Below are 26,759 nucleotides of genomic sequence, written 5' to 3' on the forward strand. Positions count from 1 at the left end.
GCAGGTGATGTTTTTTTATTATAATTCCTCGCCGGCCTCGGCCTGTTTTTCCCAGGAATCTCCTCGATCCTCCGTATAGAAGATATCTCTTTCGGTGGTTGTAACGAGCAGCGTATCCGGATGCTGCGGGTTTTGAGCGATATAGCCTGCGCTGTCGCCTTCCTTCAGGTCAGGAGCGGGGATCTCCCGCAGCTCGCCGTCAGCAGCTATTATTAGTTTTGTCTGCGTGCCGGTTCCTTCTGCATACAGCAGATTCCCGTTGGCTAAAAAGGTTAAAGCAGGCACGGGAGCTTCGGTGGAAACAGGCGCAAACGTATCGCCTTGATTTCTGGAAAGGTAGACGCCGTCTATCGTTCCTGCCGCCGCAAGGTCAGAATCTGTAGGGTGGGCGGACAATGACAGCACCTCGCCTTCCAGCCCTTCCATGTTTTTCTGTTCCCAGCTGCTTTCATCTTCCGAGCGGTACAGACCGCTCTCCGGCATAGCGTCATGGGGCTGCGGATTCACGGCGTAGATAACGTGCGACTCGTAGCCCGCGTCCATAATATGAAAATCAACTTCCCCCTCCATACCGAGTAAATCAATGGATTCTCCCTGATCGGTACTTTTTATAAGACCGAACGGATTCGCGTAGTCGGTCTGCTGGGAGGGGTGGCCGCTGCTGTAAAATCCGCTGTCGGTCATCGTGAACCCCATATAGTCATGGGCTTCTCCTTCAGGCACTTCCCAGGAGCCGTTTTCCAGCTTTCGCAGGCCATCGTGGGCCGGAATAAGCGCATGTTTCCCATCAGCGGTAAAGCCCGCGCCGTGAATATGCGAAAAGGTTACTTTTTCCTCCGGCTCTGAAGCACCAGACTCTTCGTTTCCTCCGCAGGCTGCTGCAAAAAGCAGCATACTTCCTCCAATAGCGGCATACCATTTTTTCATGATGTCTCTCCTTTGCTGCGTTTTCTTTTTTTCCAGACAAGATAGATGATCCCGGTGAGAAAGATAGGAATCCCTATCCAAAAACAGACATGAAGCACCTGAGCGAGGTAGGAATGAACGTTCAGGGAGCCGGTCAGCACAAATCCGGGCATCACAAAGCAGTGAATCCCCAGCACAATAAACAAAACAGCCGGAACCCATTCTCTTTTTTTCATTCTTCCTCCTCCTCTGCCGCAGGAATTTGAATTAGAAAGCTAGTGCCCTGTCCGGTCCTGCTCTGAACGGAAATACTGCCATGATGGAGCTCCGTCAGCTCCCGGGCGATAGCAAGCCCGAGCCCGCTGCCGCCGTGAGCACGGGATCTGGATTTGTCGGTGCGGTAAAAGCGTTCAAAAATATAGGGCAGATGCTCCTCATCTATGCCTGTTCCGGTGTCGGAAAACCGGCACCATATTTGTTTATTCTGTCTGCTCAGCGTTACATCAATGTGTCCTTCGTGCGTATAGGTTACGGCGTTCTGAAGAATATTTGAAAAAATCTGTTCCACTCTCATCGGATCCGCTGCGGCCGCGGGTAGATCCGGGTCTGCATCGAACGATACATCGATCCCTTTCTGCCGGGCCCGCGGCTTTATTTTCTGAACCGCCGCCTCTGCAATCTCCTCGATCTGTACTAACTCCCAGGCGAGAGGGAAGCGGTCTTCCTCCATTTTCGATAGTTCAAATACGTCGTTAATTAATCGAGTCATCCGGTGCGATTCATCATGGATTAAATGGACATACTGCTGCTTTTCTTCTTCACTGCGGTACCAGCCTTCTTTCAGCGCCCGGCTGTAACCCTGCACATAAGAAAGCGGGGTACGCAGTTCGTGCGACACGTTGGACAGAAACTCCCGGCGGGTATTCCGGAATTGTTTTAAATCCCGGGCCAGCTCATTCATGGAGCGGGCGAGGGAGCCGAGTTCATCTTTGGAAGAGGCCGGTACCTGCACATTTAAATTTCCGGTCGCCATTTGCCGGGCTGCTTTTTCCATCGAGCGCAGAGGCGAAGTGAGGCGTCTGGCAGCAATAAAGGTGAAGCCAAGTGCCAGCAGGATAGAGCCCGTTCCTGCCCAGATCAGTGCCAGCAGCAGCTCATTCATGGAGCCGCCCAGCAAATGCTTCGGCGAAAAAACATACACCGACGTCACATCAAACGAGTTGGAGGCAGCCTCCGCTTCTGCATAATAATACTCGCGGCCCGATGCTTCGTCTTGATAAGTGCCTTCCGCACCAAGGGCAGCCGGGGAAAATTCCTCGACACCGGATGACGTTTCTATCTCCCCATTGGCTCCGGCCAGCGCAATTTCCCGTGCGGTGTTCTCTGAGAGGGCATCTACGAGCAGCCCAAGCCTGCGCTCGTCCAGAAGGGGAAGCAGGTCTGCCTGCTGCTGTGCGAGCTCAGCTGTTTCCTCCTGCAGATGGGATTCGTTGTAGGTAGAGAAAATCTGCTGCACGACAAATCCCAAGGGGAGAAGGACGATTAGAAATAAGAACAGCACCGAGCCGAACAATTTAAGAAATATCGTATTCATTGGTTTTGTTCCTTGATCTGTTGAAAGGCGTAGCCGACACCCCACACGGTTTTAATAGGGTTGTAGGATAAACCGGCTGCCTGTAGTTTTTTTCTTACATTCTTAATATGGGTGTCCACTTTCCGGTAGTCATGCCATTCCTCATATCTATCTGCCTGCTCCACGATATTTTCCCGGGTGTAAATGCGTTTAGGGTGCTCAGCCAGCAGTAGTAAAATCATATACTCTGTCGGGGTTAAATCAACGGTGTTATTCTGAACGAAAACTTCCCGGGTTTCATAAAATATTTTCATCTCAGGCAGAATAAGCGACGAAGGAACATCCTCCCGGGCCTGGGAGCTGCGCCGGGTGATCGCCCGGACTCTGGCAATTAACTCTTCCGGGTCGAATGGTTTTACTAAATAATCATCGGCGCCTAGATTCAGCCCTTTGATCCGGTCTTTCACGTCCGTTCTGGCACTAAGCATCAATATGCCGGTGTCCCCGCTGTCCTTAATAGAACGGCAGAGCGTCCAGCCGTCCATGCCCGGCATCATAATATCAATAATCGCCACGCAGATAGACGTACGCTCCATTAATTCGAGCGCTTCCCGGCCGGAAGCCGCCTGATACACATGAAAACCTTCTTTGGATAAGTAAATATCCACGAGCTGCCGCATGTTTGCTTCATCATCCACTATTAAAATAGAAGTCTCCACTAGTTTCGGCCTCCTTTACTGTAAATACTCCTTACATTTTAGCAGGGGTGTATGGTTTTTGTGTGAAGTTCAACCTTTATTACTCTCCAAATAGAAGGAGAAAAACAAAAAATATCCAGATCTACATATTTTCTTCACATTTAAAGGGTATGGCTGTTATGTACCCTAAAAAATTATCATAATAAAAGGAGGAAACGAACATGAATCACGAAAATTTTATTAATGCACTTCACGAATGCATGACAGCCTGCAATCACTGCTTTGACGCGTGCCTGAACGAAGAAGATCCCGGAATGATGAGTGAATGTATCCGCCTGGATAGAGAATGTGCGGATATATGCGGCTATCTTGAACAGGCGATTGCTAGAAACAGTCCGTTTGTAAAAGAACTGGCTGCCGTTTGTGCGACCATCTGCGAAGCCTGCGGAAAAGAATGCGAGAAGCACGATCATGACCACTGTCAGAAATGTGCCAAAGCATGTTTTGCATGTGCGGAAGCCTGCCGTCAGACAGCTTAATAAAGAAAAGCAAAGCCTGAACGCTCAGAAGAAGCTTCAGGCTTTTTTTAATGATAACAAAACAACGGTTGAAAATATACCTATATGGGGTATATAATACATATACAGTGTAAGGGTATATGTATAAAGGAGGACTGTTTAATGGAACACGAACATCAGCACGATCAGGAGCACAGCGATTCTTCCCACGATCATTCCCATCACGGACACGGGGAGGATTTTAAGAAACGCTTTTATATTTCATTACTTATTACGATTCCCATCCTGTTACTGTCGCCGCTGATTCAAACGTTTATTGGCGTCGACTGGCGTTTTACAGGAGATATGTATGTGTTGTTTGTATTAGCGAGCATCGTCTTCTTTTACGGCGGATGGCCTTTCTTAAAAGGCACGAAAGAAGAACTCAAGCAGAAAAATCCCGGCATGATGACGCTGATTGCGCTTGCTATTTCGGTAGCATATTTTTACAGCACGGCAGTCGTATTCGGAATCGGAACCGGCGGCCACAATATGTACTGGGAAGTTTCGACGCTTATTGTAATCATGCTGCTGGGACACTGGATTGAAATGCGATCCGTTATGGGCGCATCGAGCGCACTCGAGGAATTAGTGAAATTTATGCCCTCTGAGGCTCATTTGGTTCAGGACAATGGAGAACTTAAAGAAGTCGAGATCTCTGCATTAACTGCCGGCCAGAGTGTCCTCGTTAAGCCCGGTGAAAAAGTACCGGTGGATGGTGTGATACGAAAAGGAGAATCAGAGGTGGATGAATCCAGCTTAACTGGAGAATCCGTACCTGTTAACAAAACGGTGGATGACACGATTATCGGCGGATCAATTAACGGGGAAGGCTCCCTTACCGTTGAAGTGGAAAAAACAGGCGAAGACAGCTATCTGTCCCAGGTGGTTACGATGGTGCAGGAAGCACAGGAATCCAAGTCCCGCACGCAGAATCTCGCCAACCGCGCTGCGAAGTTCTTGTTCTACGCAGCTCTTGCCGCCGGTGCCATCACTTTAACGCTGTGGCTTGCCTTTGGCTTTTCCGTTAATTTCGCGATTGAGCGGATGGTCACGGTAATGGTTATTGCCTGTCCGCACGCCTTAGGTCTGGCTGCTCCACTCGTGACGGCTGTTTCCACAAGCCTTTCAGCGAAAAAAGGGCTGTTGATACGCAACCGTACCAACTTCGAAGAAGGGCGCCATGTGGATGCGGTGGTGTTTGATAAAACAGGCACGTTGACTAAAGGGGAATTTGCCATTACCGACTTTATATCGGTAAACGGCGAAAGGAATGAGTTATTAAGACTGGCGGCGTCTGTTGAAGCAGAGTCCGCTCACCCGATTGCTCAGGGAATCGTCCGCGCGGCCGAGGAAGAACAGATTACGATCGCATCGCCTTCCTCATTTTCCTCTCTTACCGGACAGGGACTGGAAGGCACGGTGGATGGAAAGAATGTGAAAGTAGTCAGCCCCGGCTATATAAAAGAAAAGCAGATCTCCATGGATGAAAAAACATTCAGCGGTCTGTCCGATCAGGGGAAAACTGTTGTATTTCTGTTAGTGGATGAAGAGCCTGCGGCCATGATTGCCCTTGCCGATCAGGTACGGGAGAGCTCAAAGCAGGCAGTAGCTGAACTGCAGAAAATGGGCGTTCAGTCGATTATGCTGACAGGTGACAACCAGAAAGTTGCTTCCTGGATCGGCGGGCAGATCGGCTTGGATCAAGTTTTTGCGGAAGTACTTCCGCACGAAAAAGCAGAAAAAATTAAAGAACTGCAGAAGGATGGCCTGAAAGTAGCCATGACAGGAGACGGAGTCAATGACGCACCCGCCCTTGCCAATGCAGATCTCGGCATTGCGATTGGCGCAGGAACGGACGTAGCGGTGGAATCTGCCGATGTAATACTGGTAAAAAGCGATCCGCACGACGTAGTTGCGCTCTTAAAGCTGTCCCGCTCCACCTACCGCAAGATGATTCAGAACCTATGGTGGGCGGCAGGCTATAATATTATCGCGCTGCCTTTAGCCGCCGGAGCGCTCTACTCGTTCGGCATTCTATTAAGCCCGGCTGTCGGAGCCGTATTAATGTCAATAAGCACCGTTATTGTAGCCATTAATGCAAAACTGCTGAAAGCAGAGTAATAGTGGCAGGTATAGAAATGGAAATGTCTCTAACCTTATTTTGTAGATTTTATGCTGCGTTATAACTAGAATAAAAGAAGCCAAACAAACACCCTCGTATTCCTTTTAAAAGGATTACGAGGGTGTTTTTACATTGCTGTAATCAGGCGGAGACTCGAGCAGACCAGCCATAGGTGAAGATAAAGAGAGTGCCTTTCTCTTCTTTAGCTTAAGGCTCGGCCTGCCGAAAGCTTCCGCCTGGAACTGCCTTTATCTTTTTATCCAAGTGTCGTAAGAGAGTTTAGCTCGTTTAAGAGCGCCTGCGGAGCAGAGGGACCCACTTGCCGTATGTCCCCATTCTCCAGACCCACTCAAACGGCCCGTAATAAAAGTACTTTAACCATAAAGGGCTCACAAGCAGTTGAAAACCGAACAACAGAAGCCCGATAGTCAGGGCAAACGCATAGCTTGGAGCGGTCCAGATCCCAAGTTCAATAAAGATCGTCCGGCCGCTGTTCTGAAACAGGCTCACCATAATAAGCGACTGCATTAAATAGTGGGTGAAGGTTAGTTTTCCGACGGCGGCAAAGGGAAAAAGAATTCCCTTTCTGCTGCCGGTACCGAGCAGAAACAGGCCCATCGCGAGTCCAATCGTGACGAGAAACGAATAGAAATCATCCAGGGAATGAAAGACAAAAGAATTCACATCAAAATAGATGCCGGCTTTTCCTATCAGACCGATCACAAGGAGCCCAAAGCCGCTCATCCATTTCTGCTGCCGTCCGCTCCATTCCCTTAGAAAAATACCGCTTCGGTAGGCATACATGCCAAAAAAGAAATAGCCGAGATGGTCAATCATGGAAGAAAATTCAAGCAGTAAATAATCTATTCCGAAAGGATAGGAGGATGCATTAACGGCATCCTTAAGCCAGCTGTCCGGCGACAAATGAAAAGCAGTATAGTAGGTCAGCAGATCAATGCCGGTGGAATAACCGAGCCAGAAGAAAAATCCCAGCCCGAGCAGCCACTTGGCCGGAAGCCTGATGGCCAGCAGCAGAACAAATCCTGCTGCGGCGTACAAAAGTAAAATATCGCCCGCCCATACAAAAAAACCGTGCAGGGCCCCGATGAAAAATAACAGCCCCATCCGCCGTATCAGCGTCGGATAAGGATTAAAATCTTTAGCACGCAGCCGATCATAAATAAGCACGAGGCTGATGCCGAACATAAATGCAAATAAAGGCCTGGCGCTGTCTTCGAGAACAACGGCCAGAACCGCCTGCAGCGCGCTGTTTATCGTAAACGGACCGGCCTCTGCCACCGAGGCAAGACCGGGAATATTTACTAAAAAAATAGCAAATAAAGCCACTCCGCGTATTTGATCCAATATGTCTATTCTCTTTGTCTGCCGGGCAGGGAGCGTCACGGGAAAAACCTTCTTTCTGAAAAGGGAAACTTCTTGTGCTGTGCGCATAAAAGGTAGTTGAAAGAACCCTTATATAGGATAAAAGAAAGATGTGAAGAAACGATGAAGATCTTTTTTCAATTTACATACAATCAGGTAACAGCGCACAGCCCGGCACTATTTAATCAGTAACGGTAACCTGAAAGTCCGCTTCGCGCCGGGTATCCCTGGCGCCTGAAAGTTCCCCGGTTTCCCGGTCCAGTGCTAAAGCCTGGATGGAACCGAAATAAAGGGGAGTAGGCGGTTCCTCGATCCCGCTGTATCCGATGGAAAGCAGCTCTTCCCGCTGCTCTGCTCCGGGCGCTTCTTCCATAATAAGTGCACTGTCATCGAGATGAAAACGCGGAGATTCGACGGCTTCCTCCAGGCTTGTTCCATCAGAGGCCCAGTCGGCGATCACCTGCGTCAGCATGATCGGAATCCGTTCGCCTCCCGGGCTTCCAATCCCGAGTACCGGTCCTTCGTCATCTGCCACGAGCATAGGAGAGGACCACGTGACGGAACGGCGGCCCGGCTCCGGTTCATTCATGCTGTTTTCACCAATGCTGAACCGATCCATCTGGTTATTCAGAAAAAATCCGTCCGCATATTCTCCGGATCCCCAGAAATTCGTGAGCGTATTGGTCATGGAAACAAACGTGCCGTCCTCATCCACGACCGTAATATGGGTAGTATTGGGATCTCCACCCGCATAGGAAGAAGGCTGTCCGGAAGCCAGGCTGTCACTGGAAATATCCTCAGCCAGATCAGCGTTCTGTTCCGGATCCGTCAACTCGTCCACCGGTACGTCAACGAAATTGGGATCACCGTAGTCTGTTTCAATAAACTGGGAGGTCAGCCTCCAGGACATAGCGGTATCGTGGATAAATTCCGTGCTGTCGCGTTCCGCTTCCGCGCTTCCCCGTTCTTCGAGGATCTGCAGCATTTGAATAACGCTGATGCCGGGAAGCGGCGGGGCGGCTCCGATGACGTCATATCCTGCAAACGTTCCGATCGACGGTTCATTGCGGCTTACTTCAAAATCTGCAAGAGAAGCAGCGTCCAGTCCTTCTATCTGTGCAGCCAGTGATTCTCCGGCCGTTCCTTCATAAAATGTGCTGCTCCCGTTGTCGCGGATGTCGCGAAGCGTCTCTGCCAGTTCGGCCTGTTCCACCGTGCTGCCTGCTTCTAAAGGAACGCCATTTGGATAGAGATGAGGGAGCTGACTGATAGGAAGACTGTCTGCTCCTGACTGCAGCTGATCGGCCAGAAGATCCGAAACTTCGGAACTGTCGGCAAGTGCAACCGCCGGGTCGAGCAGCTCCTCCCATTCGGCATTCCCGTAATCTGCATGAAATTCATTCATTCCGGCGGTGAAGCCGGGAACTCCTATGTCGGAAGAAGGAATGCCGGTTTCAGGCACGACTTCCCGGTAATCATAAGCCTGCGGCTCTTCTCCCTGTTCGTGGATTAATACCGAACCGCCTCCGCCTATACCAGAAGCAAATGGTTCCACTACCGATACAGCATAAGCTGCTGCAATAGCGGCATCCGCTGCGTTTCCGCCCTGTTCGAGAACTTCCATGCCGGCATCAACCGCATCCGGGTGGCCGGCGCTTACCCCGTAATCTGAAGGAGTATCAGGCTCACTCGTTTCTTCTTCAGTCTGCTCCTCGTTTTCGTCTGTTTCGTTCTCCTCTTCAGAGGAAGGGCTTTCATTTCCTCTCTCTTCTTCCGGCGCGCATCCGCTGATCAGAAAAGCGGACAGAAGAGCCGCAGCGGGTACGAAAGGCCGGAGAGGGGAGCCTGTGCTTTTTCTGGAAAAAAGTATTTTATGTTTATAGAGCATTCATCATTCTCCTTTCCCTATTTTAACTGGCTGGTGCCTTGTTTCAACGTGATAGGAATAAAATAATGCCTGAAATATCTATGTTCTTTATGGCGGATCTATCTACAGTCTACCGTTTATCTGAATAGTATGCACTTCTTAAATGTTAGTTGATGGATGCTGGAGGGAATAGAAAGAGAATGCTGAAAAGGAAAGGAGCCATATAGATGATTAAAAAAACAGAACAAGTCGTGCAGGAAAAATGGGTGCCTTCTTTTCAATTTGAAGAGCATCACGATCGTCCGTTTACGGCTTTAAAAAAACCTGTGTCCGAATCCAAAGGGGTGCTTATCTCCACCGGCGGATTTTACCCGCGCGGAGCCGCGCCGTTTCAGGACAACTACGGACTGGGCGATCCGTCCTACCGGGAGATTGCCATTCAGGAAGATCCGCATGATTTGTCGATTTCGCACCAGCACTACGACCATACAAATGCCAAAGCCGATCCCAATGTGGGCTTTCCAATTGAACGTCTGCAGGAGATGACGGCAAATAAGAAGATCGGTGTTCTTGCAGCTTTTCATTACAGCTTTATGGGATATGTACCGATTGCCCATACCTTGAAAACGATGGTTCTTCCCGGCCTGATCAGAAGGTTAAAGCAGGAAGAAGTCGATTTCGCGGTACTTTCTCCGTCCTGACCTGTCTGTCAACAGACGGCCGGTCTGGTCGCCCGCGAATTGGAAAAGGCAGGCATTGCTACCGTATCGCTGTGCCTGTCGAAAGAAATAGCCGAACAGCTGAATATTCCACGTGCGCTCTACAACCGTTTTCCATTTGGAAGCCCCGTGGGACAGCCGAATAACAAGCAGCAGCAGCACCAGGTGCTGCAGGCCGCCCTGCAGCTGCTCGAAGAAGCAGAAGAAGGCGGCACTGTCAGAGAATCAGGCATTAAATATAAATAATCAGATCATCGAAAAACTATTTCGTTTTATATATATGCTGTTGAACGCTGTACAATTTGTTGGAAATAAAAAAGGCGACTCCTGCGGAAAGCGTCCTTTTTTAGAAGTTAAGTATCGGATAGACGAAGGAGAGAGACAATGAGCGAAACATTCGTATTTGACGTATACGGCACGCTGTTTGATGTGACTTCGATCGGAAAAGCCTGTGACACACATTTTCCGGGAAAAGGTGAGGCGATCAGCGCCACGTGGCGGCAGAAGCAGATTCAATATACCTTCCTGCGCCAGGCGATGGGAAAATACGTCCCATTTTCCGAGGTAACAAGAGATGCCCTGCGTTTTGCGGCAGATGAGCAGGACTGCACGCTGGATCAGGAAATAGAAGACAAGCTGCTGGAAGCCTACCAGTCGCTCACGTTATTCCCGGAGAGTAGGGACGTGCTGAAGCAGCTCAAAGAAAAGGGCCATACGTTAATTGTGTTCAGCAACGGAGATCCGGTAATGCTGGATCCACTGTTAAAAGGTGCGCAGATTGATATGTACCTCGATCACGTGTTGAGTATCGACACGGTGAAGCAGTACAAACCGACGCCGGCAGCGTACAACCTTATTCTCGACATGATTGATGTGCCGAGACAGGAAATTACGTTTTTATCCAGCAACGGCTGGGATATCAGCGGCGCGAAAGCCTTTGGTTTCAACACCGCCTGGATTAACCGCAGCGGCCAGCCGGTGGAAGGCCTGCACCAGCCGCCCCACCATGAATACGACACGCTCGAGCCTTTAATAGAATGGTAATACCGGCTCCCTGAAATTTTCAGGGAGTTCTTTTTATGACTGCAGGTACGCCAGCCGTGCTAAAATTTCTTCTTCATTTATAGCGGCGGAGGAATTTAGAATGCGGCCGTTATAGAAAATCGTATTCGGATGAGCCTTCGTAAAAAATCGATGGAGTGCCTGGAACAAGCCCAGGGAGGAAAATCGCCAGTGGCGGAGAAAGTAAATAAGAATAGCCGAAGTGTTGCGTGGATCTAAATACGTGATCGACACAGAGTCTCCATAAGTCTCGTAAATGGCCCGGTATACGGATCCGAGCCGTTCCATGCTTGCGCGGACGTCCTGAAACGTATCTGTCATATTGATGAACCCGTCATCAGCAAGACCCCCGCATCAGTCCCCTCCTATCTGCGGGCTGGTACGGATGATCATAATTTCTTTTTTCATAAATAACCCTCCTTTTCTTTATTATCTATTATAAAAGAAAACGGTGCGTAGTAACGTAAGTTATCTTACATTTCTGAAAAATAATCAGGAGGAATGAGACGTGATGGAAATTAAGAATCTGGAATTTCACCATCTGTGCGCCGACAGCATCGGGCTCGATCAGATGAGGCAGGTAAATGAGCTGTACGCCGTGGCATTTGCGGAAGAGGAAATGTATCTGCACCACCGGCCATCGGATGAGTACCTGCTGAAGCAGCTGAAGAAGGATCATGTTATTGTCTGCACGGCTGTTACGGAAGGGAAAGTAATCGCTGCGCTAACCGCCTATGTGTTCGACAAACTGGAGCGGGAAACGACAGAAATGTATGTGTATGATCTCGCGGTTGACGAGAGCTGCCGCCGGCAGAAAGCCGCTACCCGCCTGCTTCAGTTTCTTTTCCAGAAAGCGGACAAGTTCAACGTGTCTGCCATATTTATTCAGGCGGACAAAGAAGATAAGCCGGCCGTAGCGCTGTACGAAACCTTTGGGATAAAAGAAGATGTGTTTCACTTTGATATTTATACGAAACCTTAAAAGAAAGGAAGGTTGGAAGCGGGATTGGTTCAGCCCGATCACCAAATATTTTTGACATTATCAAGAGTGTCGGAAACCCCAATCATTATTGATTTTAAGTATCATAAAAAACGACAGAGACCTCTTAAATGAGTGTATTAAATAAAAAAAGACTGAAACACAAAGATGAAGTGATCTTTGTGTTTCAGTCTTTTTTTATTTGGGACGAAAAGATACCTACCGGCAGAATGTTCAGCGGCTTTCGGAACGGGGAGACAAGTGCTCCAGCCCCGCCCTGGTAATCTGTGATCCCATTCGACCGCGTCCTTTCTCGACAAAGCCGCGTTGATGAAGCTCTTCGATTCTCAGGCGTATTTGCTGTAGAGTCAGAGTGGATACCTCTTCTGCCAGCTGTTTGAGACTTTTCCGTTCACTTGAAGCAAGTGCCGACAGAATGGTTTCATGTTCGGAAGTAAGAGAATCAGACATGGCTGCGGAGTGGACGGCTTCGGGGAGATCCTCAGGCTGTATCTCTCCGCTGCTGAGCGTAACGGCATAGGCAAGGCAGCTTTTTAATTCACGGATATTGCCGGGCCATGAATATGATTCAAGAACACGGAGCGCTTCACTTGAAATCGTCCGATCGGCAGGAAGAAACTCTTCAATAAGCAGCCGCAGATCTTCTTTTCTGCTGCGCAGAGGCGGAATGATTAAAGGCAGTACCTGCAGTCGGTAAAATAGATCCTTACGAAACATATTATTTTGTACTTCTTCTTTTAACATTTTATTTGTCGCTGTTACAATCCGTACTTCTACAGATATATTACGGTCTCCGCCGACGCGGCGTATTTCGCCTTCCTGAAGCACACGCAGCAGCTGCCCCTGCACATTAGGGCTGAGGTCACCGATTTCATCAAGAAAGAGGGTCCCGCCGGAAGCAAGTTCAAAAAGACCACGGCGTCCGCCTTTCTGTGCCCCGGTAAAGGTTCCTTCCTCGTAGCCGAATAGTTCACTCATCAGCAGGCTCTCTGTCATTGCTCCTGCGTTAACGGCGAAGAAAGGCCCCTGCCATACCGGCGAATTGTAGTGAATGGCATGAGCGAACAGTTCTTTACCGACCCCGGTTTCTCCTTGGATCAGCACAGGATGGGAAGAGGCAGCCATTTTTCGTGCGGCTTCCTTGGCTGCGGTCATCTGCGGATCGCGGGCAATAATATCATCAAGCGTATATTGCGGACGGAGCACCTGCAGCTGCGCTTTTTTCGCAGCCTGTTCTACTTCGTAGGCGGCTTCCACACTTTTAATGGTCAGAATGGATCCTTCAAAAGACGAAGTGACCGTTTTATACTGCAGGTACTCCTTATTGTTAATCGTAACGAATTTTCTGCGATCGCTGCTCGTTAAAAAATCTCCAATCGGCGTTTCGTTCAGAATGTTTTTTACCGGGCGTCCGAGCAGTGTTTCTTCTTTCATATTCAGCAGCGCGGCCATCCGTTCGTTGGCTGCTGTAATATGGCCTGCTTTGTTAAAAGCGAGAATGGCATCATCCATTTGATTTAAAAGCTCATGGTAATGGGCATTCAGTGCTTTTGTATGTTCTTCCTGCTTCAGCAGGTGCTGCTGAAGCTGGACAATTGTTTGTAAGTATCTCTCCGAGATAGAAGAAGCAAGCGGCAGCTGAAAAAAGGAAACAATATTAAGAAGCGTAGCCATATTAAACGGACGTACGCCGATATCGATTACGTGTGAAATAGAGGGCGGGCAGCGCTCCGGTTCCCCCGGCGTTATGGCTGTACTGAGTTCCCCGTAGTACATACGTGCTGGATCATAAGGGACCGGGGTTAAATGAGTAAAGCCGAGCTGGTACAGTGATTCGGCGGTTTCTTCAATCGATGTGCTGTCGTCATTAACGAGAAGAACCTTTCCTTCCGGCTGTTTTAAAAGCAGAGAAAACGACTCCGGATCAATGGTGCGCGTCCCCGTTAATCCATATGTATGCAGAGCAGGATGAAGAGCCTCCCATTCTGTGCGTACGGAAAATGAAGAAAACACAAACATGTCGGCGCTCCCGATCCAGGGTGGGTTCTGTTCTTCATCGAGTGCGCAGCTTTTAATGACAAGAAAATCTCCAAGCAGATGAATGAGCTGATGCAACAGTACCTGCTCTGTTTTTTTGCTTCCGGCAATAAGCGCAATCATTAAATCAGCCTTTCTTTTTATGTTTTTAATTATAATATCATAACAACATATAAATAAAACGGTTAAAATAAAAACACGCTGTAGAGCGGCTGCGGCGTTGGCATCTATTTTGCATAGTAACAGGACATAGATGAAAAGGGAGGAATATTGATTATGCCAAAAAAAGGTATTCAAATGCCGCATACGTTCGTTATTATATTTGGAGTTGTCGTTCTGGCAGCACTGATGACGTATTTAATACCGATGGGAATATTTGAAACAGAAGAAGTTACATATGACAATCAGGGGCAGGAGGACACACGCACGGTGCTCATGCCGGAAACGTTTCAGTATGAAACCGGTGAAACAGGAGAGCCGCTGCGGGACGGCGTCAGTTTATTTGAGCCGTTTGGTGAAGCGGGTTTTCTGAACTATATGTTCGAAGGATTGGTATCCGGTGATAAATGGGGATCCGCTGTCGGAGTTGTCGCCTTTATTCTTATTATCGGCGGCGCTTTTGGGATCATTATGCGTACCAAGGCCATCGATCAGGGTATTCTTGCGGTGATTGATAAAACAAAGGGAAGAGAAGCACTGCTGATTCCGGTTATGTTTTTCATCTTTTCGCTCGGGGGTGCGGTGTTTGGCATGGGAGAAGAGGCGATAGCCTTTGCAATCATCCTGATTCCGCTCGTTATAGCGCTCGGGTATGATGCAATTACCGGTGTCATGATCACCTATGTGGCCACACAGATTGGGTTTGCCTCTTCCTGGATGAATCCGTTTGGGGTAGCAATTGTTCAGGGCGTATCGGACGTACCCGTTTTATCCGGGGCGCCTTTCCGGATCGTGATGTGGATTGTATTTACCGGCGTCGGGATTGCCTATACGATTTGGTATGCCTCCAAAGTACGGCGGGATCCCTCCAAATCGTATTCACCTGAAGCCAATGCATATTTTAAATCGCAGAGTAATACACAGGATATCAGCGGAAAGTTTAAGCTTGGCGACGCGCTTGTAGTAACTACACTTGGTCTCGGAATTGTCTGGATTGTCTGGGGGGTTGTGCGTGACGCCTACTATATCCCGGAAATCGCGACGCAGTTTTTTACGATCGGGCTTGTTGCAGGGGTAATCGGCGTCTTGTTTAAGTTAAATAATATGACCGTTAATGATATAGCGGAAGGCTTCAGCGAAGGGGCCCAGCAGTTGCTTCCGGCTGCACTTATCGTTGGAATGGCAAAAGGAATTGTGATTATTCTGGGTGGAGATGATCCGGCCGCGGCGTCCGTACTCAATACGATTTTATATAGCGCAGGCGGCCTTGTGGATAACATGCCGGAAGTTGTGTCTGCCTCGTTTATTCTCCTGTTCCAGTCCATTATTAATTTCTTTGTTGTCTCTGGTTCGGGCCAAGCTGCATTAACGATGCCGCTGATTGCGCCGCTTTCTGACATTGCTGGTGTTACGCGTCAGGTTGCGGTTCTCGGGTTTCAGCTTGGAGACGGACTGACAAATATGATCGTTCCGACCTCGGCGGCACTTATGGGAACACTCGGTGCAGCACGTGTCGGCTGGGGTACGTGGTTCCGGTTTATTTTTAAATTTCAGCTGTTGATGATGGGGCTGGCACTTGCCTTTGTTATCATCGCAGTACTTATTGACTTTTCATAATGACAACAGGAGGACTATTATGTTTACACTCATACGCGGAGCTGATGTATATGCTCCAGAACCGCTGGGCAGGAAAGATGTGCTGCTTTGCGGTGGGCAGATTATATTGGTAAAGCGTCACATAGACTTACCGAAGACGCTCGACGTTCAGGTGGTGGAAGCAGAAGGGAAATATTTGGTCCCGGGGCTGATTGACAGCCACGTGCATATTATCGGCGGCGGCGGGGAGGGTGGACCTGCGACCCGTACACCTGAACTTCGGATAACGCAGGCCGTCCGTGCTGGTATTACAACGGTGATCGGAGTGATCGGTACAGATGGCACAACCCGCACTGCGGCGGAGCTTGTGACAAAAGCGAGAGGGCTGGAAGCAGAAGGCATCAGCTGTTACTGCCATGTAGGTAACTATCACATCCCGGTTCGTACAATTACAGGAGCCATTGAAGATGACATGCTTCTGATTGATCGAATTATTGGTGTTGGAGAAGTGGCAATAAGCGATCACCGCTCGTCGCAGCCGACAAAAGAAGAGCTTGCGAAAGTCGCTTCCCAGGCGAGGATAGGGGGCATGCTCTCCGGTAAAGCGGGGATCGTTAATGTCCATATTGGTGCCGGTGAAAGCAGGCTTGATCTTCTGTTTGAAGTAGCGGATACAACCGAACTTCCGTTAACAAGCTTCTGCCCGACCCACGTGAATCGTACCGAAAAGTTGTTTCAGGCAGGGCTTACTTTTGCTGAGAAAGGCGGGGTAATCGACTTTACGACGAGTACGATACCGCAGTTTCTTGAAGACGGGGAGGTCAATGCGCCCCAAGCTGTGCGACGTGCTCTGGAAGCGGGCGTGAATGAGAACCTTTTAACGATGACTTCCGATGGCCAGGGGAGCCTGCCGGATTTCAATGCAAAAGGAGAATTAATTGGAATGACGGCAGCGGACGTTGGCAGCCTGCACCGTGCACTGCAGGCCGCTATAGTAGAAGAAGGGGTAGCGCCGGAACAGGCACTTAAAACCGTTACCCAAAATCCGGCCTCCGTGCTGAAGCTTCATCAAAAAGGAAGGATCGCTGCCGGTATGGATGGGGACGTTCTGCTGCTGGATGGTGATTGGAATGTAGACAGTCTCTGGGCAAAGGGTAAATGTATGATGGAAAATAAAGAAATGCTTACTAAAGATACGTTTGGATAGTAGTATGTAAAAAGCCGATCTGTTGAGATCGGTTTTTTAGTTGTCTTTACAATGTGTAAAACCCTTGTGCTTCACTGCTTTTCATAAGGTATGGGCCTGATTTCGGGTGTATATTCATCTAACACCTATAAGGTGAATAAGGTATGATAAACAAAAACGAAATGGGGATTGGCTGTGATTTATGTTGCTCTTTTAAGAGGAATTAACGTAGGCGGGAAAAATAAAGTGGATATGAAAATGCTGAAGCTGACGTTTGAAAACGCCGGAATGACTGATGTAGTAACGTACATTAACACGGGCAATATCATTTTTTCGCATCATAACCTGTCAAAAGCAGAGCTGGCCCATGTCCTGGAAGAAGTCATCTATAAGGATTTTGAATTGCACATTAGGGTAGTCATCCGCAGCATTGATGAGATCAGACAGATCATGGACGCGGTTCCAGACACTTGGCAGAACGACAAACATATGAAAAGCGACGTACTGTTTTTATGGGAGGACATAGACGACGAGTCTGTTCTGGAAAACCTCGTGATCAAGCCCGATATCGATACGGTGACGTATGTTCCGGGAGCCGTACTCTGGTCAGTAGCCAAAAAAGATGTAACGAAAAGTGGATTATCGAGGATCGTGGGAACGAAATTATACAAGCAGATGACGGTACGAAACGTGAACACGGCCCGTAAAATATATGAACTCATGCAGACAGCACCGAGATAAAACACAGATTGGCTATTTGAATGAAGACATAGTAGAATAGACCTAAGACACAAAAGGTTTTTTAGAAGGAAAGGGCGATATAAATGGCATTAAAAGATAAATTCGACCAGCTGAAAGGTAAAGCTATGGAAAAAGGAAAACTTCACTGGGAGGAAAACAAAGACCAGTATAAAGAGAAAGGCCGGCATTTGAAAGATACGATACAAAAGAAAATGTCCAAATAAATGGTAGTACTGGTAATGAGTCTCTACATAAAAAAGAGGCTCATTTTTTATTGAAAAAAGAAAACGCCTCAGCGGTATAAACAAAAGGATCGCGGGGACCGATAGAACAAGCACATGCTCTTTCTGCCGGAGCGGCTTACGAAAGGGGGATCAAGGCTCATGTTTGAAATTATAGAAACATATCAATTAGGAACGGCGGCGATATCGGTGCTCGTTGCTGTGCTGGCTTCATACGCGGCGCTGCATGTTTCCGCCCAGATGGTCGATTCCAGAGGCATACGCCGGAAGCTTTGGCTGTTCAGCGGCTCTTTGGTGATGGCTATTGGCATCTGGTCGATGCATATCATCGGAATGATGGCTGTTCATTTAGGAATCCCGGTCGAATACAACCCCTGGCTGCTGAGTGTATCGTTTGGCGCGGCCTGGCTCGGTGCTTTAATAGCTTTCTGGGTCGTTTCCGTCTCCTCTTCACTGCACGGTCTTCGCCTGTTATCAGCCGGCGTATGTATGGGCAGCGCGATTGCTGCCATGCATTATATTGGAATGGAAGCGATGGAGCGTACCATCATTACATATAATGTTCCGCTTCTGCTTCTTTCCATCCTTGTATCGATAGGAGCCTCGATTTTAGCACTGCGGTGTTTTTATGTGTTTCCGGCCTGGCCTGATTCCAAAAAGAAATATGCATTAAAAGCGGCAAGCGCGGTGCTGCTCGGAGCAGCGATAAGCGGAACGCATTATATAGGTTTAAGTGCGGCCCGGTTCCGGATATATGCTGATTCACCGGCAAGCGGGGAAGTGACCAGCCTCACCATGGCCGTTATTATCGGCCTGCTGGTTTTTTTAATTCAGGGTGTTTTTATTCTTGTCGCTTTTTATGACCGGCGTGTGGTATCGCAGGCGGTGAAACTAACAGATAACGAGCAGCGCTATCAGTCCTTGATTGCCCACAGCGTGGACGCTATTTTTACACTGGATCTGCAGGGGAAATTTCGCAGAATGAATCAAATCGGAGTGGAATGGTCCGGCCTCTCTCTTTCCCAATGGACGTTGAAGAGCTGGGAGCAGCTGTTCCATGGCGACACGGTTGACTTAACGGTCAAACATTTTCGGCAGGTGGTCACCGAAGAACGGGCAGTGAATTTTAATACTGCCATTACAGCCAAGGGTAGAGCACTTCATCTGAACGTAACGCTGATCCCTTTGTATTTAGACGGGAAGCTCGACGGTGTGCAGGGAATTGCCCGCGATATCAGCGAACAGGTCGTGGGTGAACAACAGCTGCAGCAGGCAGCCTATCATGATTTGTTAACCGGTCTTCCCAACCGCCGTTCTTTTGTGCATCATTTAAAAGAAAAATTCCAGCGCTCCGATGAAGGCTATGCGTTACTTTTTTTGGATTTGAATCGATTTAAAGTGATTAATGACTCCATCGGTCATACAGTAGGAGATCAGCTGCTGGAAGCCGCGGCAGGCCGCCTGAAAAATAAAGTAGGAGACGCGGGGTTTCTGGCACGGCTCGGAGGAGATGAATTTACGATCTTTCTGCCGGACTATATATCCAAGGAACGTCTGGAGAGCCAGGTGGAACATCTGCTTGAAGCGTTCAGTACTCCTTTTTTTATAGATGGATATACGCTTTCCACTTCAGCAAGTGTGGGGATCGCGCTGGCTCCGCAGGATGGCAGAGATCCGGATACGTTAATAAAACACGCGGATCTGGCGATGTACGAATCAAAAAAAAGAGGGCCGAACAGCGTTACCTTTTTTCATCCACAGCTGGCAGAAGCTTCGCAGTTTCTGCTTCAAAAAGAACTCGATCTTCAGCTGGGCATCGACCGGGAAGAATTTTTTCTGGAGTATCAGCCGCGTATCGGCTGTCATCATCGGCGGATTGCCGGAGTGGAAGCGCTGGTGAGTTGGAAAAAAAGCGATGGAACCATTGTGCCGCCCGGTCAGTTTATTCCCCTTTCCGAAGAAACCGGGCAGATTATTCCGCTGGGCGCCTTTGTTCTGGATCAGGCCTGCCGGCAGGCAAAACAATGGCAGGAAAATGGGACACCTATTCTCGTTTCCGTTAATTTATCGGCCAGGCAGTTTCAATCGGTGGAACTAGTGCCTTATATAAAAGCTCTTTTAGAAAGATATAAGCTGCCTCCCTCTCTGCTGGAACTCGAAGTGACGGAAAGTATGACGATGAATTGTACCGATCACTCCATTCAAATGCTTCATCAGCTGCGCGCATTGGGAGTATCGCTGTCGATGGATGACTTTGGCACGGGATACAGTTCCCTTTCCCATTTAAAAGATTTCCCTATTCAGCGGCTGAAGCTGGACCGCACGTTCGTCCAGGGGGTCCATGAGAACAGCAAAACCGAAAAAATCACCCAGGCAATTATTGCTCTCGGACGCTACCTTGATCTCGAGGTTACGGGGGAGGGCGCAGAAACCGAGGAACAGGTCGCCTACCTGGAAGCGCATCACTGTTCCGACATTCAGGGGTTTTATTTCAGTAAAGCGTTATCGGTTGAAGAGCTGGAGGAACGTTATTTAAGCCGCATGGCTTTTTCCGGGGAAAGTAAATAAAGAAACTACAGTCCGGGATGTATGACCGGAATATTCAATCGTTTTAAAGGTTTAAAAAGACAGGTTTGGTGAAACATAAAATAAATAAGGCAATTATCCCCTCCTATATAAGCTGGAAAAAGGTTCGTATCTTTTTCCGGCTTTTTTTAGTGTGAAAGATCTGCCGTAGAAAGGAGAAAGACTTATGACAGAACAGCTTCATCTTCTTTTCATTCTGCTTTTTATTGGATTTATTATCCTGGTAATAGATAAGAAAAATAAACAGTTTCCGGTGCCGATGGTGCTGCTTCTGCTGGGTATCGCTTTATCCTTTGTTCCCTACTTTTCTTCCTTATACTTAACGAAAGATATTATATTTATGGTGTTTCTGCCGGCGCTGCTGTTTGCTTCCGCGTATAAATTTCCGGTAAAAGATTTAAAGAAAAATGCGAGCACAATAGCCGTACTGGCCTCTATCGGCCTTATATTGACGACGTTGTTATTTGGAGGAGCGATTTATGCGCTGGCTCCGGCTTTTGCAGATATTTCTTTTGTAGGGGCTCTTTTGATTGCGGCGATATTAACTCCTACTGATCCGGTCTCAGTGACTTCGATTTTGGAAAAAACATCCGAAGATAAAAATATTTCCACTATCGTAGAGGGAGAATCGATGATTAATGACGGGACGAGTGTGGTTGTATTCACGATTGTAGCTGCGATGTTTGTTCACGGAGAGACGTTTTCTGTAGGTTCTTTCCTGGGAGAGTTTCTCCTCGTTTCCCTTGGCGGAACAGCTATTGGCCTGGCAGCAGGATGGATCATTACCAAAGCGGTTCACTACATGCATCAGCACGTGTATCAGGTGATGCTCAGTCTCCTGGCGGCTTATGGAAGTTTTTACATCGCGGAGGCAGCCGGTGTTTCCGGAGTGCTTGCTACTGTATGTACGGGAATCATGGTTTCCTATGCACTGACGTCTACGGAGAATGAGGATAACCTGCGCTCCTATCTGGACGGATTCTGGAATGTGCTGGAGCCTATTATTCTGTCGCTTCTTTTTCTGCTGATTGGTATTCAGGCCGCAGACTATCTTGTCTTTGACGGCTGGCTGTTTGCGGTTGTTATTTTTATTTTGTCGCTGTTGGTCCGGTTTGTCGTACTGGGAGGCGTGCTCCATAATCCTCTCTCCATTCCGGCTTCGTTCAGCTGGACTTCTATTTCCATTATTACCTGGTCGGGGCTGAAAGGAACCGTCTCCGTTGCCCTTTTGCTCAGCATTGAAGCAGACCCGAACAGCCAGGCGGATATGATTGTATCCCTGACTTTTGCTGCCATTGTGCTGTCCCTTGTTATTCAAAGCCTGGGAGAATATCCTATTATGAAGAAAGTGGAAAAATAAAGAGGGCCGGGATGGCGAAAGTATTCAAGCAAAGTTTCATGACATCCTGCAGCATTAGGCCTGAACTCTTGTTATTAAAATAGAGAGTTCAGGTTTTTCTTTTTTCTGTAAAAGAACTTCTTGCCAAAAGGAAGCGGTTTCAGCTAAACTTGTCATACAACATGACAAGTTTATTTTGCGTTATAAGAAAGGGAGGCAGATGATGGATTTCATGATTGACCGAAAGAAAGTTTCCAGTCAGGTGCTGGAGCGGATTAAAGAAAAGATCAAAAGCGGGGACTTTCCGGCGGGGGAAAAGCTGCCGTCCGAAATGGAGCTTGCCCGCCAGTTCGGCGTGAGCCGGGCGCCGATCCGCGAAGCGCTCAGTATTTTGTCGGCGAGCGGGATCGTGGAATCAAGACAGGGCGGCGGCAGCCGGGTGCATCCGGTTCCGCTTGTTGATATGCTCGAGCAGATTCCATATGACGTCGTGAAAATCGAAGAAGTGCATGACCTTCTCGAAATGCGGAGCGTGATTGAAGTAGAAGCGGCCGCTCTTGCCGCGGTGCGCCATACGTCGGCAGAAGAAGATGAGCTTAAGCTGGCGCTCGAAGAGTTTTCCAAAACCGTAGCGGATGAACAGGAAGTAGGGGCACGGGCGGATTTTTCCTTTCACCGCGTGATGCTGAAAGCCGCCCGCAATCCTTTCCTGGAACAGACGATGAACAACGTCAGCGGTCTTCTGCAGAAAGCGCTCGACTATTCGCTGTCGCAGAACGTGGGCAGGCAGGAAAAGCGGGAAGAAGTGTACGCAGAGCATCAGGTTATTTATGAGGCCTTCTGCCGACGGGACCCGGAAGCCGCCCGCGCCGCGATGCGGACCCATCTGGAGAATGCGCGCCGCAAGCTGGGAGACACGAGAGTAGATCACTAAAAGGAGGAAATGGTATGGCAGACTATATTATTATCGGCGGAGGCATTGTCGGGTTATCGACAGCCTACGCTTTAACTAAAGAGAAGCCGGAAGCTACAATCGTTATTTTGGAAAAAGAACAGCAGGTGGCGTCGCATCAGACCGGAAACAACAGCGGCGTGATTCATTCGGGTATTTATTACAAGCCGGGCAGCTTAAAGGCAAGGCTTGCCAAATCGGGCAACGAGTCGATGAGGCTGTTTGCCGAAGAGCACGGCATTGACGTCGACATCTGCGGCAAGGTGATCGTGGCTTCCGAAGAAAAAGAGCTGCCGTTTCTGGAGGATTTGTATAAGCGCGGCCTGGAAAACGGCCTGAATATAAGAAAGCTCAATCAGGAGGAGCTGCGTGAAAAAGAGCCGCACGTCAACGGTATCGCGGCGATTCACGTGCCGACGGCCGGAATTATCAATTACAAACAGGTGTCCAATAAGCTCTCAGAACTCGTTCAGGCAGCCGGAGCCGAAGTGAAAAGCGGGACGGCGGTAACGGGGATCAAGGAACATGATGCAGGCGTCACCGTTGATACCGATAAAGGCCGGTTTGAAGGAAAGTACTTAATTAACTGCGCCGGTCTGCAGAGCGACCGGATGGCAAAGCTCGCAGGCTATCATCTGGATGTGAAAATCGTGCCGTTCCGCGGAGAATACTACAAGTTTGTGGAAACGAGCCGTCATCTCGTGCGCAATCTGATTTACCCGGTGCCGAATCCGGATTTCCCATTTCTGGGCGCCCATTTTACCCGCATGATTGACGGCAACGTGGATGCCGGGCCGAACGCGGTGCTCGGGTTTAAAAGGGAAGGCTATAAAAAAAGCGACATTAACTGGAAGGACCTGTCCGAAGTACTTCTCTATAAAGGCTTCTGGAAGCTGGCGCGCCCGTATTTGAAAGAAGGCACCGGCGAAATGATCCGCTCAGTAAACAAAAAGAAATTCGTAAAAAACCTGCAGAAGCTTCTGCCTGAAGTGCGGGAAGAGGATCTGATTCCGGGTCCGCGCGGCGTCCGTGCCCAGGCGCTGAGCGTAGACGGCAAAATGGTCGATGACTTCTATATCGTACCCGGCCGGAACAGCCTGCACGTCTGCAACGCCCCGTCTCCTGCCGCCACAGCAAGTCTTGAAATCGGCAAAGAGATTGTGAAACGCGTGGATGAAGGAAGAAGGAGGACAGATCATGGAAGCTCAATGGATTACAGCGCTGCAGCAGCGAATCGGTAAGGAGCGGGTCCAGACCGGCACAGCGGACCGGCACAGCTACAGCTACGACGGCTCGTTCGGTGAATTTCTGCCGGAGGCGGTCGTTCAGGTCAGGAGCACCGCAGAAGTAGTCGCGGTAATGGAAACAGCCAACGCCTTTCTCGTGCCGGTGACGCCAAGAGGCCAGGGCACGTGTTTGAGCGGCGGGCCGCTTCCTGTAAAGGGAGGGATCGTGCTCGACATGAGCCAGTGGCCGTCGTCCGTCGATATTACGCCCGGTGACTTAACCGCCCGCGTTTCCCCGGGAACGCTCACCGCGGCCATTCACGCAGCGGCGGAAGAGCACGGCCTGATGTATCCCCCGGATCCGAGCAGTGCGCACGTGTCCACGATCGGCGGCAATCTCGCGGAGAATTCCGGCGGGCCCCGCGGCTTGAAGTACGGAGTAACGAAGGACTACGTGATCGGTCTGGAAGTCGTAACGCCGGAAGGCAAAATCATGCAGGCCGGCGGGAGCACGATCAAAAACGTGACCGGGTTTGATTTGACCAAGTTGATCGTCGGCTCAGAAGGAGTGCTCGGCGTGATTACGGCAGCCACGCTCAAGCTGATCCCCAAACCGCCTGCCGTGCAGACGATTATGGCGTCATTTGCGTCGATGGAAACTGCCGGGGAGGCGATTTCCACTACGCTCACCTCCGGCATTCTCCCTGCCAAAATGGAATTTATTGACCAGGCCTGTGCCCTTGCGGTGGAAGCCTATCAGCCGTCCGGTCTGCCGACCGATGCGGCCGCGATTGTCATGATTGAGCTGGATGGCAATGAAGAATCGATTCAGGTGGAAGCCCGGCAGGTAAGCCAAATCATGAAAGAGCTCGGCGCTTTGGAGGTCATCGAGCCGAAGACACCGGAAGCGGCCGCTGCGATCTGGAAGGCGAGAAAAATGGTCTCACCGGCCATTGCCAAAATTAAGCCAACGAAAGTATCCGAAGATGCGACCGTGCCGAGAAGCCAAATTCCGGCGATGACGGCGCGTCTTGCCGACATACGGGAGAAGTATAGTGTTTCGCTCGTCGTGTTCGGCCACGCGGGAGACGGCAACCTGCATCCGAATATTCTCTGCGACAAGCGCGATCAGGAGGAAATGAAGCGGGTGGAGCTTGCCGTCGGGGAAATTTTTGAAGCCGCGATTGAGCTTGGCGGCACGCTGTCCGGGGAGCATGGCATCGGCACGATGAAATCGTCGTTTATGGAGCAGGAGCTGGGCGCAGTCGGTGTGGACATGATGCGCCGGATTAAGGACGCCTGGGATCCGAACGGCATTATGAATCCGGGCAAAATATTTGCCGAGCCCGGGCAGAGGCTGGTGTTAACCGATGAGTAATCCCGGTACGCTGAAAGAGCGGATGAACTATGAGAAATCCTTTGACTGCGTGCAGTGCGGCTACTGCCTGCCTGCGTGCCCGACCTACGAAACAATGGAAACCGAAAAGCATTCACCGCGCGGCCGGATTCAGCTGATGAAGCTCGCGGCGGAAGGGAAGATTGGCCTTGAAGAGCTGGAGGAGCCCGTAGGCAAGTGCCTCGGCTGTATGGCCTGTATGCCGGTCTGTCCGACAAACGTCCAGTACGATCAGATGCTCGAAGGCGCCAAGCGGGTCATTGAAGACAACAAACAAAAGCCGAAGTTGCAGCAGGCGGTGGAGCATTCCCTGCTCGATACGCTGATTCCTTCTGCCGCCGGCATGAATACGGTGGGCAACCTTACCTGGCTGTATCAGAAAACCGGCCTGCAGAAAGCGGCGCAGAAGCTGCGGCTCTCCACGCTCGCACCGCTTGCGATGGGAGAGTTTGAAAAAGTGCTGCCTCCGCAGCCGTCACCGAAAGAACGAAGCGCCCGGCCGGCGTTCCGGCCGGCCCATCAGCCCGAGAAAGCCCGGGTCGCGTTTTTCACCGGCTGTGTAATGGACAGCATGTTTTTTGCGATTAACGAACAGTCGATGGAGCTGCTGGCGATTGCCGGAGCAAGTGTGATTGTCCCTGAAGAACAGACGTGCTGCGGGGCGCTGCACGCCCATTCGGGCAGGCATGACAAAGCGGTGGAGCTCGCGAAGCAGAACATTCAGATGCTCGAGGAGCTCGATGTCGATTACGTCGTGAACAATGCCGGCGGCTGCGGCGCGCAGATGATCCGCTACGACCACCTCTTTGAAGAGGGGACCGTCTGGCATGAGCGGGCGCTGGCGTTTACAAACAAAGTAAGAGACATTACCCAGGTGCTGGCCGATCTCGACAGCCTGCGCTTTACAAAGCCGGTGAATGAACGGATTACCTATCAGCCGTCGTGCCACATGACGAACGTACAGCGCGTCACGGAAGCGCCGCGGGCACTGATGCAGGCGATCCCCGGTATTGAACTTCAGGAAATGAACGATCCGAACTTCTGCTGCGGCTCGGCAGGGGTATATAACCTCGTTCAGCATGAGTCTTCCATGAACATTCTCGATGTGAAAATGAAGGATGCCGGCAGCACCAGCACGTCCACAATTGTAACGACGAACCCCGGCTGCCTGCTGCAGATGAAGTATGGAGCAGAGAAAGCAGCCACCGGTCAGCGCGCCGTTCATTTAGTGGAGCTGCTGATGGAAGCCGAACCAGTGCCGAAAGACTATAAACTATAGATTGGATCCAATATCCAATTTAAAAAAGTATAAATATTCAGATTCATATTGACATGTTTACCGGAATTGACTATCATTATAACTATTAAAGACGATTATGGATTGTTAAGTTCCGACTTACTTCTTTAGC

The 26,759-nt window shown here is 49.6% G+C and carries 24 protein-coding genes; 16 read left to right on the top strand and 8 right to left on the bottom strand.

What is annotated here, in order from left to right:
- Window positions 1-18: 18 nt before the first annotated feature.
- The 4 genes from ATL39_RS02290 to ATL39_RS02305 are packed head-to-tail and all read right to left on the bottom strand — an operon-like array spanning window position 19 to window position 3,198.
- A complete protein-coding gene (locus tag ATL39_RS02290) occupies window positions 19-927 on the bottom strand; it encodes a F510_1955 family glycosylhydrolase (RefSeq protein ID WP_120191668.1) in 909 nt (302 codons plus the stop codon).
- Entirely contained in the window at window positions 924-1,142 is a 219-nt protein-coding gene (locus ATL39_RS02295; protein WP_120191669.1) for a hypothetical protein, read from the bottom strand. The genes ATL39_RS02290 and ATL39_RS02295 overlap by 4 nt, the downstream gene beginning before the upstream one ends.
- The gene (locus tag ATL39_RS02300; protein ID WP_120191670.1) at window positions 1,139-2,500 is read right to left on the bottom strand and encodes a sensor histidine kinase; all 1,362 of its coding nucleotides are present in this window, start codon (window positions 2,498-2,500) and stop codon (window positions 1,139-1,141) included. The genes ATL39_RS02295 and ATL39_RS02300 overlap by 4 nt, the downstream gene beginning before the upstream one ends.
- On the bottom strand, window positions 2,497-3,198 hold the full coding sequence (locus tag ATL39_RS02305; protein ID WP_245960892.1) for a response regulator transcription factor: 702 nt from the start codon (window positions 3,196-3,198) through the stop codon (window positions 2,497-2,499). The genes ATL39_RS02300 and ATL39_RS02305 overlap by 4 nt, the downstream gene beginning before the upstream one ends.
- A gap of 200 nt (window positions 3,199-3,398) precedes the next feature.
- Between ATL39_RS02305 and ATL39_RS02310 the strand changes: the two genes are divergently transcribed.
- The gene (locus ATL39_RS02310; RefSeq protein WP_120191671.1) at window positions 3,399-3,716 is read left to right on the top strand and encodes a four-helix bundle copper-binding protein; all 318 of its coding nucleotides are present in this window, start codon (window positions 3,399-3,401) and stop codon (window positions 3,714-3,716) included.
- 141 nt (window positions 3,717-3,857) lie between these two features.
- A complete protein-coding gene (locus ATL39_RS02315) occupies window positions 3,858-5,858 on the top strand; it encodes a copper-translocating P-type ATPase (RefSeq protein ID WP_120191672.1) in 2,001 nt (666 codons plus the stop codon).
- A 289-nt stretch (window positions 5,859-6,147) separates the two neighbouring features.
- Here the strand turns inward: ATL39_RS02315 and ATL39_RS02320 are convergent, their stop codons facing one another.
- Together ATL39_RS02320 and ATL39_RS02325 are read right to left on the bottom strand one after the other, a co-directional pair.
- Window positions 6,148-7,224, bottom strand: coding sequence for a DUF418 domain-containing protein (locus ATL39_RS02320; protein ID WP_170146807.1), 1,077 nt, complete (start codon window positions 7,222-7,224; stop codon window positions 6,148-6,150).
- 199 nt (window positions 7,225-7,423) lie between these two features.
- Window positions 7,424-9,130, bottom strand: coding sequence for a gamma-glutamyltransferase family protein (locus tag ATL39_RS02325; protein WP_120191674.1), 1,707 nt, complete (start codon window positions 9,128-9,130; stop codon window positions 7,424-7,426).
- A gap of 206 nt (window positions 9,131-9,336) precedes the next feature.
- Between ATL39_RS02325 and ATL39_RS02330 the strand changes: the two genes are divergently transcribed.
- The 3 genes from ATL39_RS02330 to ATL39_RS02340 all read left to right on the top strand — a co-directional run bounded on the left by ATL39_RS02330 (window position 9,337) and on the right by ATL39_RS02340 (window position 10,872).
- Window positions 9,337-9,810 (top strand): glycine/sarcosine/betaine reductase selenoprotein B family protein, encoded by a 474-nt coding sequence (locus tag ATL39_RS02330; RefSeq protein ID WP_120191675.1) that lies wholly within the window; start codon window positions 9,337-9,339, stop codon window positions 9,808-9,810.
- Window positions 9,811-9,849: 39 nt separating this feature from the next.
- The gene (locus tag ATL39_RS02335) at window positions 9,850-10,074 is read left to right on the top strand and encodes a hypothetical protein (RefSeq protein ID WP_120191676.1); all 225 of its coding nucleotides are present in this window, start codon (window positions 9,850-9,852) and stop codon (window positions 10,072-10,074) included.
- Between the two features lie 138 nt (window positions 10,075-10,212).
- Complete coding sequence (locus ATL39_RS02340) at window positions 10,213-10,872, top strand: haloacid dehalogenase type II (RefSeq protein WP_120191677.1); 660 nt, start codon at window positions 10,213-10,215, stop codon at window positions 10,870-10,872.
- Between the two features lie 33 nt (window positions 10,873-10,905).
- Here the strand turns inward: ATL39_RS02340 and ATL39_RS02345 are convergent, their stop codons facing one another.
- On the bottom strand, window positions 10,906-11,211 hold the full coding sequence (locus ATL39_RS02345; protein WP_120191678.1) for a hypothetical protein: 306 nt from the start codon (window positions 11,209-11,211) through the stop codon (window positions 10,906-10,908).
- Between the two features lie 190 nt (window positions 11,212-11,401).
- Between ATL39_RS02345 and ATL39_RS02350 the strand changes: the two genes are divergently transcribed.
- The gene (locus ATL39_RS02350) at window positions 11,402-11,872 is read left to right on the top strand and encodes a GNAT family N-acetyltransferase (protein WP_120191679.1); all 471 of its coding nucleotides are present in this window, start codon (window positions 11,402-11,404) and stop codon (window positions 11,870-11,872) included.
- 231 nt (window positions 11,873-12,103) lie between these two features.
- Here ATL39_RS02350 and ATL39_RS02355 read toward each other — a convergent pair whose 3' ends face one another.
- Complete coding sequence (locus ATL39_RS02355) at window positions 12,104-14,050, bottom strand: sigma-54 interaction domain-containing protein (RefSeq protein WP_170146808.1); 1,947 nt, start codon at window positions 14,048-14,050, stop codon at window positions 12,104-12,106.
- Between the two features lie 153 nt (window positions 14,051-14,203).
- Here ATL39_RS02355 and yfcC point away from each other — a divergent pair, with 153 nt between their 5' ends.
- From yfcC to ATL39_RS02400, 10 genes are all read left to right on the top strand, one after another.
- Window positions 14,204-15,703, top strand: a complete 1,500-nt coding sequence (gene yfcC, locus ATL39_RS02360; RefSeq protein WP_120191681.1) for a putative basic amino acid antiporter YfcC — start codon at window positions 14,204-14,206, stop codon at window positions 15,701-15,703.
- Window positions 15,704-15,722: 19 nt separating this feature from the next.
- Entirely contained in the window at window positions 15,723-16,889 is a 1,167-nt protein-coding gene (gene iadA / locus ATL39_RS02365; RefSeq protein ID WP_120191682.1) for a beta-aspartyl-peptidase, read from the top strand.
- 174 nt (window positions 16,890-17,063) lie between these two features.
- Window positions 17,064-17,609, top strand: coding sequence for a DUF1697 domain-containing protein (locus ATL39_RS02370; protein WP_120191683.1), 546 nt, complete (start codon window positions 17,064-17,066; stop codon window positions 17,607-17,609).
- A gap of 83 nt (window positions 17,610-17,692) precedes the next feature.
- A complete protein-coding gene (locus tag ATL39_RS17315; RefSeq protein WP_170146809.1) occupies window positions 17,693-17,833 on the top strand; it encodes a hypothetical protein in 141 nt (46 codons plus the stop codon).
- Between the two features lie 159 nt (window positions 17,834-17,992).
- Window positions 17,993-20,419 carry a bifunctional diguanylate cyclase/phosphodiesterase gene (locus ATL39_RS02375; RefSeq protein ID WP_170146810.1) on the top strand — a complete coding sequence of 809 codons (2,427 nt, stop codon included), beginning with the start codon at window positions 17,993-17,995 and terminating at the stop codon, window positions 20,417-20,419.
- A gap of 184 nt (window positions 20,420-20,603) precedes the next feature.
- On the top strand, window positions 20,604-21,797 hold the full coding sequence (locus ATL39_RS02380; RefSeq protein WP_120191685.1) for a cation:proton antiporter: 1,194 nt from the start codon (window positions 20,604-20,606) through the stop codon (window positions 21,795-21,797).
- A gap of 202 nt (window positions 21,798-21,999) precedes the next feature.
- Complete coding sequence (locus ATL39_RS02385; protein ID WP_120191686.1) at window positions 22,000-22,710, top strand: FadR/GntR family transcriptional regulator; 711 nt, start codon at window positions 22,000-22,002, stop codon at window positions 22,708-22,710.
- Between the two features lie 14 nt (window positions 22,711-22,724).
- Window positions 22,725-23,969, top strand: coding sequence for an L-2-hydroxyglutarate oxidase (gene lhgO, locus ATL39_RS02390; RefSeq protein ID WP_120191687.1), 1,245 nt, complete (start codon window positions 22,725-22,727; stop codon window positions 23,967-23,969).
- Window positions 23,926-25,332, top strand: a complete 1,407-nt coding sequence (locus ATL39_RS02395; protein WP_120191688.1) for an FAD-binding oxidoreductase — start codon at window positions 23,926-23,928, stop codon at window positions 25,330-25,332. Before lhgO ends, ATL39_RS02395 begins: the two co-directional genes overlap by 44 nt.
- Window positions 25,325-26,629, top strand: a complete 1,305-nt coding sequence (locus tag ATL39_RS02400; RefSeq protein ID WP_120191689.1) for a (Fe-S)-binding protein — start codon at window positions 25,325-25,327, stop codon at window positions 26,627-26,629. Before ATL39_RS02395 ends, ATL39_RS02400 begins: the two co-directional genes overlap by 8 nt.
- The last annotated feature ends 130 nt before the right edge of the window (window positions 26,630-26,759 follow it).

Source organism: Sinobaca qinghaiensis, from assembly GCF_003610495.1.
GTDB lineage: Bacteria > Bacillota > Bacilli > Bacillales > Marinococcaceae > Sinobaca > Sinobaca qinghaiensis.